The sequence below is a fragment of the Blautia sp. HCP3S3_D9 genome (genome assembly GCF_052063845.1).
Lineage (GTDB): Bacteria > Bacillota > Clostridia > Lachnospirales > Lachnospiraceae > Blautia_A.
The window spans coordinates 1-12,612 of record NZ_JBQHWS010000103.1 but is presented as its reverse complement, the minus strand read 5'-3'; the positions used below and the strand labels follow the sequence as shown (position 1 = coordinate 12,612).

Here is a 12,612-nt window from a genome sequence, read left to right as displayed (position 1 = left end):
GATTTTATACCCTTTTAACAGGTTAATTGAGTGATGTTATGGCTGCATGGATCACTTTTTAGATTCATGGCACAGTTATCTGTTCAGATACTGTTCCGTGAATAATTCAGGTTTATTATACTTTCATATGAAGAATACTCTGTCATATCCTTATAATTTGCAGGATTTGCTGCCATAACATTAATGCTTCCGCCCAACACGGAACTACCTGTAAGCAACAATCCGGTAATGACTGACATTTTGATTAAATTTTTCTTCTTTTTCATAGTTATTCCCCACTTTCAACTGTATGTAATCCTGTTACTTATACAAATATATTGTGTTTTCAGTAACTTCATATCTTTGACCATTTTTTACGGCATCCATTGCTTTCTTGTTGCCTTTTCCTCTCCCAGAACAGCATTGATAAGAGTTGATTTTCCCACGCCGGAATTTGCAACAAAACATTACAAAGGAAAGTGACCCTGTACGATAAATTCATTATACAACGAAAATACATTAATTGGTAGACTTTATAAATATTTTTCAGCCCCAAGTGCTGAAACGCTGTTTCGTTGTTACTGTTCACTCCGTTTACAGTAACGTTTCGTTACTGTTGATACTCTCCATACAAATAAATGCTAATGCAAACTTAAAAAAAATATGATATGATTAAAAAAAGAAGATATCTGCAAGATTCCCAAACTACTCATTTATCAGAAAGGAGCGTGTTTACATGAAGAAGAAAATCCAACAAATCCTGTTGACGTCACTGTTGTTTGTATTCTCAATACTGATCATATCAATCCCGACTCAGGCTGCCAAACCTGCAGCTACAACCGTTAAATCCAAAACTTCCTATTCCAATTCCAAAGAATCCATGACTGTAAGAGGACTGGATGCAAAGAAAACAGTAGTCTGGAAATACGTTACAAAGAAATATACTGCTACAGAGCTTCCAAGGACAAAATGTATTGTCCGCAAGGATAAGGTTTATGTTTTTGAAAGTTCAAAAATCGTCGTACTTCGAAAAAAAGACGGAAAACAGTTATGGACTGCAAAAAAAATCAGTCCTGCAGGACACCTTTGCAAATTTGACAAAAATGACAATCTATATGTAACCGGATACTACGATAACTATGTTTACAAAGTATCAACAAAAGGAAAGATTCTCTGGAAAACAAACACATCCAAAGCCAATAATTACTGGCCATATAAAATAAGCATTTCCGGTAATCAGATGACCATCCTGTATGAAATGAATAATAATGATGATTCATCAGAAAAAACTCATAAAATAGTTTTTAATATAAAAAATGGTAAAATACTGAAGTATTCCTAGATTACAGCTCATAAAAATAGCGGCAACACTGCCGCTATTTTTGATTGAACACATCTGTTTCTTTTATTCTCCTTTTTATGAACACTTCTGATAATCCTCTCTCAGTACTTGTATCATGAGTTAAGACGCTGTCCGCAGTATTCACAATTGCTCAGACGTCCTTTTATTACCTGATTCTTTGCACCGCAGCTGGTACAGGTAACTGTAATATAAATCTTTTCATTTACACGTCTGTTTGGTGCAGTAATCATAATATAATTTCCTTCTCTGTCTATCTGGATATTCCGGATATATCCCCTGGCAATAAATTTTTCCAGTTTTTTTACTGCACCTTTTCCCAGCTCCTGCTCAAGTTTCTCAAATGAGACCGTATTCTGGGCATAAGATTCAAACCAGCAGGCAATTTCCCTGGCTTTTTTCTTCCGTAATGCTTTCTGAACTTCCCTGAAAGTCGGATATAAAAATAACAAACAGAGCAGAATCTCTGTTGCTGCCATTCCCCAGCGTCCTTCACCAATATACTTCTCCGATGCACCAATGGCTCCCAGGGATAAAAGTATGCAGAAGCCACAAAGAACCCACTTCAGTTTTCCCAGCACCCCTGCTTTTTTATTTTTTTCTGTCAAAAAATCATTCATGTCTGTTTCCTCTTTCTCTGATTAATCAAAATTCTATAATATATTGGTGAAGCTTCTGTCAGCCTGCCCCCAGCAGAAGCCATGCATCACCTGACGGATCATAATAATAAACCACATTGTCTCCTACTGCATAATAATGTTCTTTTGTAAAATGATCCTCATGATCCGTTCCCAGAACAAATACCGGACAATTTCTTCCCTCAATGTACTCCTCAGTATCTGTATACCACAGAGACATCCCAAGACCAAGGTAATAGCTGACTTCATCTGTCTTAGAAAGCTGTTCTCTGGCAATCTTTATATTCAATGCTGAATCATGCTCCGGATTACACTCTGGATCGTACTCTGACTCATACACCGGATTATATTCCGGATCATACTCATCCCAATTATAATATATGGAGAAATCATAGCAGTGGTTTTCTGCTGCAAGATGTCCATCCTTTAACGACACCATAGGATGGTATTGCACACTCATATTCTGCTTCTGTACAGAAACCATCACATTGGAATGAATCTCACTCACATTGCAGCGCAGGATAATGATTTCATTCTCCTGTCCCCTATAGTATGGAGAGTTCAGATCATCCAGATATTCCCCTTCTTCCGTAGGCTGAGCCGGATAAACGCTGACCCTGCAATCATCCCCCGGGACAATGGCATAAACTTCATATCCCCCTGCATCAACCACTGTTCCATCCTGTAAAAAAGGATAAGCAGCTGCCACTTCTCCCTGTCTGGTATATTCAAGTATCTCTGCTGCCTCTGCACCTTCATAGGTATATCCCAGAAATGCCATTCCGGCCTGACATTCATTTTCCCTGATAATGTCCTGCAGAATTGCCAGATTCTCATCTGCCCCAGGTGCTCTGGCAGACACTTCTCTCATACATTCACCGTGGATACCAAAAGACAACAGTACCGCACAAACACATACGGCAACCGAATATTTTTTCATACTCTCATCTCCCTTCTTGTCAAACAGATATTTGCACTCCACTTCGCTTTCTGCTCATAACAGAATAACTTCGCAGTTTATCAGCTTGCTATTTTAACGTAGTTACGATCAACTTACTTTCCAGTGCAGCCGCTATCAAATCTTCTTTACAGCTGTATCCTGCCCTGACGATCATTTCCTGAAAATTCCATCTCACCCCGGAGGTAGAGCATTTCATTTCCCGCGCAATCTCTGAATATGACATTCCACGGATATACAGGCGGAGCATCTCCAGCTGTCTCGGACTGATATCGCCACTTGTGATCCAATTAAGCTCCACCTTCGGTGTCACATCCGGAAATACATGCTCACCATTTAAGGTTCTGTGGATCACACTTCGTATTTCCTCTTCCCCGTGATCCTTATACCAGAGACTGTCTGCACATCCACACTTTGCCCTCTCCAGTACCTTGGGATCGATCAGGGAAGTAACGATCAATACCTTTGTATAGGGATACTTCTCCCTGATTTCTTTTCCGGCACTGAGTCCATCATGATTATGAAACGTCTGCACATCCATGATCACAAGATCAATTGCCGAATAATCACAGATTTTTACAGCTTCACGTGCATCCGAAACCGTCTGGACATGTCGGAATTCCGGCTCCTGCATAATAATATATTCAAAATACTTCTGCATGATCTTCTGATCTTCTACTATCAGTATCCGTACCATCGAATCCCATCCTTTCTGTCAGAGGCATTTTCAATATCAGACAAAACTCAGGGGAAAAAGAAACCTGCATCCTGCATTTTCCTGCTTCAGCCGCCTTTCTCAGCGCAGATAAACCACCGCCTTCTTCTGCATTTTTGTCAGGCACCTCTCCATCATTGGTAATCTGAATATTATATTCATCTGCATTTTTGTCTATCTTCACCCAAACAGTACTGCCATGGGCATGTCTGGCACAGTTTGTCACACATTCACGAATTGCCCTGTCTGTCAGCAGCCTGTAAGATGGATGCATGGGAAAGTTTCCACTGATCTGAACTGAAATTCCAAGTTCTTCTGCATGTCTGATCGTATCCTTATATACTTCTTCCATACTCTCAACAGCAAAACCGGTAAGAATATAAACCAGATGTTTCAATACAGACAACTGTTTATCCATTTTATCCGGATCTTCTTTTCTTTCCAGTATTCTGCGTATTGACAGAAGGCTTCGTCCAAAATTGTCATGAACCTGCATTTTCATGACAAGCGTCTCCTGCTCTCTGATTTTATCTCCGATTTTTTCGTACATTTCCTCCAGCTTATGATTCAGGATTTCCAGCTTTTCATTGTTTGCCCTGATTTTTTCACCATTGTAATAAATTTCTGATACATTAACTGCCACTGTCTGCAGATATCCTGCACAATCCGGCTCCTGCAGACTATATTCCTGAAACATCCAGACGGAACCATCAGGAAAATAAAACACATTACTGTCTTTGCTCAATCTGCAAAGACCTTCCGATTCAGGTTCCCCACTCATTGCTTTCCTTAATGCGTCATAATCCTGCAGATAAGAACCTGTCATGATTCTGCTCAGCTCCTGCATCTTGGTATTACACAAAACAATCCTTCCAAAAGGATCCGAAAAACAGACTCCACAGGGAACGTCATTCACAGCCTCATTCACAGACCAGTAAGACAGGGAATGATGATATCTGCGTCTCTCTCTCCAGATTGCTCTGCAAAGATAAAGCACCAATCCCATAACTACTGCCATTAAAACACTGACCGGATAACCCTGAAGCATTGGCTGATAGGAACTTTCTCCCAGGCAATATCTGTGATCATTCATCAGAACGCCCATAAACATAAAAGAAACAACAAAGACAGCCACTGCCGTTACAATTTTCTTTTTCCCGGAAAAGCAGGTGATTCTTACCAGCAGGAGGATTAATTCCAGAATCATGCAGATTTCAAGAAGAATCATCAGAACATTCTGTATTGCCATACTGCATTCCACAAAACTGATCATCTTCCGCCTCTCTTTCTGAAGACGATACATTTGATAAACCATTCGTTTTCATCTTCCTGCTGCACTTTTAATTCCGGCCTTTCCGACATGAATCCACGCAGATCCGCCTCTGATACAATATGAACTGAAATCCGCAGAGCATCATCAATCTGCGACACACGGTAAAAAACAGACTGCATGATATCAAGCAATCGTTCCACAAGCCATTCAAAGGTGTCATAGCATTTTAGTATATCATCTGCATTCATCTGCACATCCACATTTTCCACGTAGTAAGCAGCCCGGATCCTGCATAATTTTAAGCTGTCACAGGATTCCGCCAGGCTTTGTCTGAGATCTTCCATTGTAAGCAGATTTCCATCTGATGCATATTGTGTCAGCACCAGATTCTTTCTCCGCTTCAAATACGTACCAACAACTACAATTTTACCGAGAATCCGATCATATTGTTCCCTTGATTCTGTCCGTTCCAGCTCCTCCATAAACTGTGACAGCAATTCCAGCTGACCTGCTGTCTGATTCTGTATCATATTTAACAGACGGTTCTGTTCTTCTGTCTTTCTCCGCTCAGCCTCTTTCTGATAAGCTTTCTGTAACAGACGGTTTCTGGCAGTCAGTTCCTCCTGCTGTTCCCGAATATCCTGATACTGATCCAGCAGTACCGAAATATCCTCTGACCAAAACAAATGTCCTCCCCTTATAGGAATATGGTTAATCCGGATTCCCTGTTCCTGTACTGATGATCTGTCTATTATGATTTTACGCAGTTCAGGCGACAGCTCGGGAAAATCGCCGGAATGATAATAGCGCAGAAAAGAATAATCTGTAATCTCTGCATCCAGTCCTCCGGAAGTCTGGAATAATTCAAAATATCGATTATTGGTCTGTATCAATCCACATAATATACAACCCTGAAAAATTGCCGCCATTAAAAGGCAGCACACTGCCGTCATATCCCCTGCAATGATTTTGATGAAAGGCAGGCGGAGTATATTTCCGATATTCCATCCCAGAAGAAATATTCCCGGAATCACCGGCAGCCAGAACTGTTTCTTTCCCGGAATTCTGCTTTTTCTGATCAGAATGATTTCCATCCCTGTCAGACAGATCAAGATCCATCCCTGAATCACCATAAAAACAATACCATAACTGTAATCTTTATCCGAAAATGGGGGCTGTTTGGAAAAACGAAATACCAGCTGATGCAAATCATTTGTAAAAACACTTACGATCAATATCGCTGCCACGGTCAATAAAATTATAACCTTTCTGACCGTTTTCTCTTCCTCCTTTTCGCCCAAAAACATTGCTGCTGCCAAACCCAGAACCGGAATCAGAATCATGGGAATATAATATAGATACCAGCAGATATGTTCTCCGAGAGGATCATGAAAAATATGAAATTTTACTGTCCGCACAAAGAACCAGAATACCATCAGACAGCCAATTGCAGTCAGACATCTGCGCGTTTTTTTATGTACTACATGCTTTCCCAGATAAATCACCCAGGCACAGTACATTCCCAGATAAATACAGCTACGACACTGATCTGCCAGATTTCTCATAAAAACATTTTCCGTTCTCACCTGCCTGCAGAAATAAGCCAGCAACACACTTATCAGAATCACTCCATATGACAGAGTCCTCTTTTTACTGTATGTCATGAAAGTTCCTCTCTTACCGGAGCGGGTTTGAAAAATGCTTTACGCAAGATGTGCGTCACAATTTGCAGGAATGATTTTTCAAATACGCTCTAATCCATTTTTGTAATAATTATACTATAAAGCACCATTTTGTCATATAGTTTTTAGAGAAATCATCTATTTTCAGAGCTTTTTATCACAAACAGAGTGAACAATTATGTCCACTCTGTTTAATCATTACTTAAAACGGTCTTGGCTGACCACAGTATTCACAAAACTTTCCGGTATTCTCTGCACCACACTGGCATCTCCACGAACTGTTATTCTGTTGCATTCCTCCGGTCATATTCGTTTCTGACATTCCCGTCTGCTGCATTCCTCCGTTCATGTTCATTCCGGACATTCCGGGCTGCATTCCTCCGTTCATGTTCATTCCCGGCATTCCAGACTGCATCCCTCCGTTCATATTCATTCCGGGCATCCCGGGCTGCATTCCCACATTCATGTTCATCCCGGGCATCCCAGACTGCATCCCTCCGTTCATGTTCATCCCGGTCATTCCAGGCTGCATTCCCGCATTCATGTTCATTCCTGACATCCCGGGCATCCCAGACTGCATCCCTCCGTTCATGTTCATTCCCGGCATCCCAGGCTGCATTCCTCCGTTCATGTTCATTCCCGGCATTCCGGGCTGCATCCCTCCATTCATGTTCATTCCTGGCATTCCGGGCTGCATTCCCGCTGCATTTGGTGTCAGTGCCGCAATAATCTGATAAGCAGTCTGCTCCACTTCCATCAATTCCCTTCTGTTATCACTGCTTATAGAGAAAGTATTCAAGCGAAAATCCATATCATCAAACCACTGGGTTCTCACTTTAATACGCATGGTATAATCAAATTCATATTTATATACCGGTGGCTGATAACTTACAGTTTCTCCATCCTTTGTATATGTTTCCTCATGCTGCTGTTGATCTACATCAACTCTGCACTGTACAATGGCTGATAAAGGAACTATGTCCGGGTTTTCATTGACATCCAGTTTCCGTGCAACAGTAAAATTTCCTTTATTATCATCAATAAAAACATTGTAATTTCTGGTATTGATCTGACGGGTTATACAAAAGTCCATTACCGCTTTTTTGTTTTTTTCACGATATTCCAGCTGGCGTTTGATATCCTCTACCGTACTATGCCGCCGCTCCTCAAACCATGGTGATAATTTTTTCGCACAATCCTTACACAGATTTCCGTCATCCAGTTTTCGATTTCCCAATAACCCAATTTTCTCTCCGCAGATGTCACAGATTTTCTTATCAAATAATCCCATACCCTATCCTCCTTTTTTATCTGAAAACCCATACTGCCTCACCGGAATGGTGCGGCAGTATTTTACCTTATTCTGTAACAATTATTTTTTCAAAATATGTCTTTACGGAAAAATCAACTTCACCTGTTTCAGAATCATCTGCTTCTTCGCCGTCATCAGATTCCTCTGCATCGTCTTCTGCTATCAAACACAGTTTTCCATCATCCAGTAAATTGAACTTCATATTATCAAGACTGAAAAACATAGTTCCTGCCTCATCCTCTGTTACAGCCTTTAATACCAGTGCGTTTCCTTCCACGTCGCCCTGAAGTTCTACTTTTGTCTCTTCTCCGCTCTCTATTAAGATAATTTCAGCCTTTCCGTCTTCCACAGACATACTCATTTCAAATCCTGTAAAGTCAGCATTAACCGGCATCTGCATTCCAAATGCTTCCATCAGAGTACAGCTCCATTCTCCTTCAAAATCCTTCATGGTTGGATTTTCTACCGGTTTGCCCGGTACATAAGGCTCATACTCTTCCTTTTCCTGACTCAGGATCATTGTCGTTCCATCTGCTGTTAAGGTTATCTTACCGTCCTTGTACTCACATTCTTCTGTCTGATCATTATGAGTCATCAAAATTTTATCATTTTCTATTTTCCACTCTGATTCATCTACTTCAGGCTCTTCCCCATAAACAGAACTTGTTGTTTCCATTTTACCGTCTTCTTTAATGTCCACGGTCACTTCCATTCCCATTGCCCCCGGATGAAAGGATGCACCTTCGCCCATAGAAAGCTCATTTACATACCAGGTTCCAATAACATCCTTTTCTTCAAGGGCATAAACACTTACGCTCATAAAGCCTGCCATTAAGACTCCTACTGTTCCTGCCATCCACAACCTCATTTTTTTACTCATACAAACATCTCCTTTCTTTTTTAATGTACTGCTCGGACTCTTTTTTACTTAATTTTGTGAGAAGATTTTTTGTTTATCTACATTATACGTGAACGCTCAGATATTTACACTAGCACTTCTGACAGTATGCATGTAATTTTTTGGATAAATTAAAACCTGCTGAAAAGTTTTTAACTCTTCTCAGCAGGTTCATTAAAATACTTTCTGTTTTGGCGCATTCTCTCCAGATTTTCCAGAATTATATCTACACTGATTGGTTTGGCAATATGAGCGTTCATACCCGCTTTGATTGCCTTTTTACGGTCTTCTTCAAAAGCATTGGCAGTCATCGCAATGATTGGTATGCAAGCGCAGTAAATCCAATAACCGCATTCATCGGCGTGCGGATATCATGAGACATATTATTCAGAAACACAGTTTTCGCCCTGTTCGCATGTTCTGCAGCCGCAAGTGCATTTCTCAGATTCCTATCCTGCGCAATCTCACGTTCTTTTTCTTCTGTCACATCACGATTCGCAACCAGAACTGTACACAGTTTCCCATCTTTATCATATCCCTGTGGCACAATGATCATTGTCATCCATCTTTCATTCACTGTCCGGGCTGTAAAACTCAGCGTTTCACGTTCTTCCAGACGCTTTGCCACCGTACTTATATCGACAAATTTCCAATATGCCTCCTGAAATGGCTCTGCAATCACCTGCCTTATAAGTTCTTCCTGATGCGCTTTGGAAAGCACATCCCCTTTCTGATCCGGCTTCATATTCTCTGAAGATTTCAGGATTTCGATTTCCTCTGTTTTTAGATTCACAAGAGAGATCGAGGAATATGCATGCCCCAGTGCATTAATCACCCGAAGTCTTTTCTGGTCCTGAAGGATACTTCTCTTTTCTGTTCTGCTCCTGCTCACCCGGTAAAGTAAGAAAAGAAGCAGCGCAAGCAGCACATAAATCACACATATAATATTTCGTGTGATGTACACCTGACTTTCCGGGAAAAAGATATATGCATCGTAGTCTTTGATCTTCTCCCGACGTCCGAACCATTTTCCTTCCTCTGAATGAAGATGGACAATTCCATTCTCATCTGCTTCAAATTTATTTTTATACTGGCTTTTTGCTTCTTCTATAGAGCGGGCAGTCAGCTCCTGTCTGTTTGTACTGACAACCTTATCATCATCACAGATCACAACACTTCCATTCATCTCAAAAGGAAAGTCAGAAAATAACGATGCCATCGTCAGATCTCCGTTAAGCTCATTTACTTCCTCCTTCTGCGCATATGTGATCAGGATACCTGCAGCATCCTGTCTTGCCACTGCCGCAAAATCATAGATCTTTCCTTTATTTCTCAGACGAGTGGTATAAGTCTTTTCCGGATGCTCTGCAATATCACGTACATAATCACTTTTGATCAGCTTCTGCCACAGCGACATAGTATCTCCATCTTTTGCACTCTGTTCTGTCACCTTCAGATTCTGATCCAGTACAAGGATTCCTGTCAGGCGCTGTTCCCTGGCATATTCGTCCAGCATTTCTGTACTGAGATTTCCTTCCTGTTCTATGACTCTGCTTAATTCTGTTGTTTTGTCCAAAAGACGTACCAGGCTTTTCACCTGATCATTGGTGTTATAAATCTCATAACTTTCAATTCGGTTTTTTACAAAATCAAAGGTCTCATCCAGAGTACTGTTCAGCCTATTATTATCTCTCGCTGTCAGCAGAAGAAAAGTCAGTATTCCGGAAAAAATCAGAATAAACACAAGCAAACACGCATTTATGTCGACCCTCTTTTTCTTCTGTTTCTGCGGTATCTGCCTTCTTATCTGTCTGCTCATTTACTTTCTCCTCCCGGCAGAGTTTCGTCCGCATCCAATCCGTATTTTGTAACTATTTTTTCTGTAATCCCTTCACTTTGCATCTCTGTAAGCGTTTCTGTAAGCTTTTCTGCCAATTCTTCGTGAGTTCCTTTTTTGAAAGCAATTCCAAGTTCTGATTTATAAGGACTTTCCTCCAGCATACGGTAAGCGCCCTTGCCATCCTGTATCAGACTGCCAAGCATTGCCTCATGTCCCGCAATCGCATCTGCATAATTTTTTCTAAGTGCAGCATAAAGCTCATTCGACGAAGAAAAACAGTTCACCTGTTCTGCATGCGGAAGATCTGATTTTATATTATGAAGAAAGAGATCTTCTGCTTTTGTAGTCGCCTGAACTGCAATCCTCTTCCCTTTCAGATCCTGAAGTGTCCGGATTTCACTCTCGGCTCTTACAACCACCATCTGACGACTGTACATATACGGTCCTGCCCACTGATATTTGTTTTCTCTTTCATTCATGGAATAGCAGCTCCACAGACAGTCTATTGTTCCATCTGACAAAAGTTTCTCTTTATCTTCCCAGACAACCTTCTCAAATTCAGGCTGATAACCCAGCCTCTGAAAGGCTTCCTCTGCAAGTTCCACATCAATACCTTTATACTCGCCATCACTCGTCTGATAGCTGTAAGGTTCAAAATAATCTATTCCGATAACAATCTCCGGCAGTTCACTGTCCGATGTTTTCTCTTTCTTTATTCCACATCCTCCCGGTATAAGGCTGCCTGCCAGAAGAAGTGCTGCAATACAAATTCTTTTTCTGCGGGTATGGGAGTCATTCTTTCGATTTTTTCTCATATCCAGTTCCTTTCCATTTATTACTGTTTCATAACCTGCGTGTCAGAACCATCTTTCCTCAATTGAAACAGAGGGCTTATCCGATTCCGATAAACATCGAAACGATGCAAAAAAAGTTCCACGTAAAAAACTTTTACAGGAACTTTTTTCATAAACATCTCAGATTTTTGACTGATCTTCCTATAAATCTGTCAATAAAGCTTCTGATACAGATTATACATTTCATATACTTTCATGTCTACAATTATTTACTGCTCTGATTATTTTGTATGGTTTCTCAGGTATCTATCCCATATTCGATGGACATTACTACTACTGTTAACTGCCTTAATCGTATCCAGGTCAAACAAGATACAGCCACAATGCCCCTTAAAGGTAGGAAAACAAATTACTTTCAGGTTTGTGTCTATTTCCGGGCTATAATCCATAAGTTCCAATACTTCTCCATAAAGTGCCGCACGTTCATAACTTCGAAGCCACTTCGAATCCATATTGGCAAACAGACTGCCAAAAGATTTTCCCAGTAACTGATCCAGCGGAAACTTTTCTAATCTGGCAAGTTCCTGATTTGCATAACGGAAAATCCAGTCCACCGCATGTCTTTCTTCATTAAATACCATTTCTATGTCCGTAAATGCAATGGGCAGATATTCAAAAGAACTATAATGACAGCGATATTCTTCTTCCGTAGCCGGAATATCTTTTTTTCCTAAAGCATGAATCATTTTTTTCTGCTTTTCCTGAATTTCAGACACTATTTGCTTTTTCTTACGAACAGTATACAACAATTCCTCTCCATGGCTGAGGTTCACCGTATCCGTCACATCATGAACAGCCTTTACAGACACAATACAGCCTCTATGTATTTTTACAAATTCTTCCTTCAATACTCTTTCCAGATCTTTCAAGGCAACCCGCGTCTCGTATACTCTCCCTCCTACAATATGAATCTCTGCAATTTTTCCGTGCATTATAATATAAAGAATCATATCTGAATCCAAAGTTACATTTTTTCTGTCTGAAGTTATATTAACCTAGATTATTCGCGGAACAGCCGTGAAACCGGCTGAAAGCCGCATAGTTACTGTGTTTTAACAGTATATTGCTTTTCACCTATCAAGTGAATGAAAAAAGAGCATCCA

At 40.6% G+C, this 12,612-nt stretch carries 12 protein-coding genes; 1 reads left to right on the top strand and 11 read right to left on the bottom strand.

Annotation, left to right across the window (positions count from 1 at the left end):
* Nucleotides 1-83 precede the first annotated feature (83 nt).
* Nucleotides 84-266, bottom strand: coding sequence for a hypothetical protein (locus ACTNES_RS15700; protein ID WP_441040070.1), 183 nt, complete (start codon nt 264-266; stop codon nt 84-86).
* Between the two features lie 449 nt (nt 267-715).
* Between ACTNES_RS15700 and ACTNES_RS15695 the strand changes: the two genes are divergently transcribed.
* The gene (locus tag ACTNES_RS15695) at nt 716-1,321 is read left to right on the top strand and encodes an outer membrane protein assembly factor BamB family protein (protein ID WP_196049205.1); all 606 of its coding nucleotides are present in this window, start codon (nt 716-718) and stop codon (nt 1,319-1,321) included.
* A 113-nt stretch (nt 1,322-1,434) separates the two neighbouring features.
* Here the strand turns inward: ACTNES_RS15695 and ACTNES_RS15690 are convergent, their stop codons facing one another.
* From ACTNES_RS15690 to ACTNES_RS15645, 10 genes are all read right to left on the bottom strand, one after another.
* Nucleotides 1,435-1,959, bottom strand: coding sequence for a hypothetical protein (locus ACTNES_RS15690; RefSeq protein ID WP_055199793.1), 525 nt, complete (start codon nt 1,957-1,959; stop codon nt 1,435-1,437).
* A gap of 58 nt (nt 1,960-2,017) precedes the next feature.
* On the bottom strand, nt 2,018-2,917 hold the full coding sequence (locus tag ACTNES_RS15685; RefSeq protein ID WP_441040068.1) for a hypothetical protein: 900 nt from the start codon (nt 2,915-2,917) through the stop codon (nt 2,018-2,020).
* Nucleotides 2,918-3,005: 88 nt separating this feature from the next.
* Nucleotides 3,006-3,632, bottom strand: coding sequence for a response regulator (locus ACTNES_RS15680; RefSeq protein ID WP_441040066.1), 627 nt, complete (start codon nt 3,630-3,632; stop codon nt 3,006-3,008).
* A complete protein-coding gene (locus tag ACTNES_RS15675) occupies nt 3,580-4,965 on the bottom strand; it encodes a sensor histidine kinase (RefSeq protein ID WP_441040064.1) in 1,386 nt (461 codons plus the stop codon). Before ACTNES_RS15675 ends, ACTNES_RS15680 begins: the two co-directional genes overlap by 53 nt.
* Nucleotides 4,920-6,587: a histidine kinase N-terminal 7TM domain-containing protein gene (locus ACTNES_RS15670; RefSeq protein ID WP_441040062.1), complete on the bottom strand. Its 1,668-nt coding sequence runs from the start codon at nt 6,585-6,587 to the stop codon at nt 4,920-4,922. The genes ACTNES_RS15675 and ACTNES_RS15670 overlap by 46 nt, the downstream gene beginning before the upstream one ends.
* 220 nt (nt 6,588-6,807) lie before the next feature.
* A complete protein-coding gene (locus ACTNES_RS15665) occupies nt 6,808-7,896 on the bottom strand; it encodes a DUF4428 domain-containing protein (RefSeq protein WP_441040060.1) in 1,089 nt (362 codons plus the stop codon).
* A 67-nt stretch (nt 7,897-7,963) separates the two neighbouring features.
* Nucleotides 7,964-8,797, bottom strand: coding sequence for a hypothetical protein (locus ACTNES_RS15660; RefSeq protein ID WP_118610352.1), 834 nt, complete (start codon nt 8,795-8,797; stop codon nt 7,964-7,966).
* 325 nt (nt 8,798-9,122) lie between these two features.
* Nucleotides 9,123-10,634, bottom strand: a complete 1,512-nt coding sequence (locus ACTNES_RS15655; RefSeq protein WP_441040058.1) for a hypothetical protein — start codon at nt 10,632-10,634, stop codon at nt 9,123-9,125.
* A complete protein-coding gene (locus ACTNES_RS15650; RefSeq protein ID WP_128868090.1) occupies nt 10,631-11,470 on the bottom strand; it encodes a substrate-binding periplasmic protein in 840 nt (279 codons plus the stop codon). The genes ACTNES_RS15655 and ACTNES_RS15650 overlap by 4 nt, the downstream gene beginning before the upstream one ends.
* Before the next feature lie 260 nt (nt 11,471-11,730).
* The gene (locus tag ACTNES_RS15645) at nt 11,731-12,471 is read right to left on the bottom strand and encodes a LytTR family transcriptional regulator DNA-binding domain-containing protein (protein ID WP_441040056.1); all 741 of its coding nucleotides are present in this window, start codon (nt 12,469-12,471) and stop codon (nt 11,731-11,733) included.
* Nucleotides 12,472-12,612: the final 141 nt, after the last annotated feature.

What these genes read in the sequence shown, in the direction of transcription:
- ACTNES_RS15700 (WP_441040070.1), bottom strand. Translation starts at nt 266, where the DNA reads ATGAAAAAGAAGAAAAATTTAATCAAAATGTCAGTCATTACCGGATTG.
- ACTNES_RS15695 (WP_196049205.1), top strand. Translation starts at nt 716, where the DNA reads ATGAAGAAGAAAATCCAACAAATCCTGTTGACGTCACTGTTGTTTGTA.
- ACTNES_RS15690 (WP_055199793.1), bottom strand. Translation starts at nt 1,959, where the DNA reads ATGAATGATTTTTTGACAGAAAAAAATAAAAAAGCAGGGGTGCTGGGA.
- ACTNES_RS15685 (WP_441040068.1), bottom strand. Translation starts at nt 2,917, where the DNA reads ATGAAAAAATATTCGGTTGCCGTATGTGTTTGTGCGGTACTGTTGTCT.
- ACTNES_RS15680 (WP_441040066.1), bottom strand. Translation starts at nt 3,632, where the DNA reads ATGGTACGGATACTGATAGTAGAAGATCAGAAGATCATGCAGAAGTAT.
- ACTNES_RS15675 (WP_441040064.1), bottom strand. Translation starts at nt 4,965, where the DNA reads ATGGTTTATCAAATGTATCGTCTTCAGAAAGAGAGGCGGAAGATGATC.
- ACTNES_RS15670 (WP_441040062.1), bottom strand. Translation starts at nt 6,587, where the DNA reads ATGACATACAGTAAAAAGAGGACTCTGTCATATGGAGTGATTCTGATA.
- ACTNES_RS15665 (WP_441040060.1), bottom strand. Translation starts at nt 7,896, where the DNA reads ATGGGATTATTTGATAAGAAAATCTGTGACATCTGCGGAGAGAAAATT.
- ACTNES_RS15660 (WP_118610352.1), bottom strand. Translation starts at nt 8,797, where the DNA reads ATGAGTAAAAAAATGAGGTTGTGGATGGCAGGAACAGTAGGAGTCTTA.
- ACTNES_RS15655 (WP_441040058.1), bottom strand. Translation starts at nt 10,634, where the DNA reads ATGAGCAGACAGATAAGAAGGCAGATACCGCAGAAACAGAAGAAAAAG.
- ACTNES_RS15650 (WP_128868090.1), bottom strand. Translation starts at nt 11,470, where the DNA reads ATGAGAAAAAATCGAAAGAATGACTCCCATACCCGCAGAAAAAGAATT.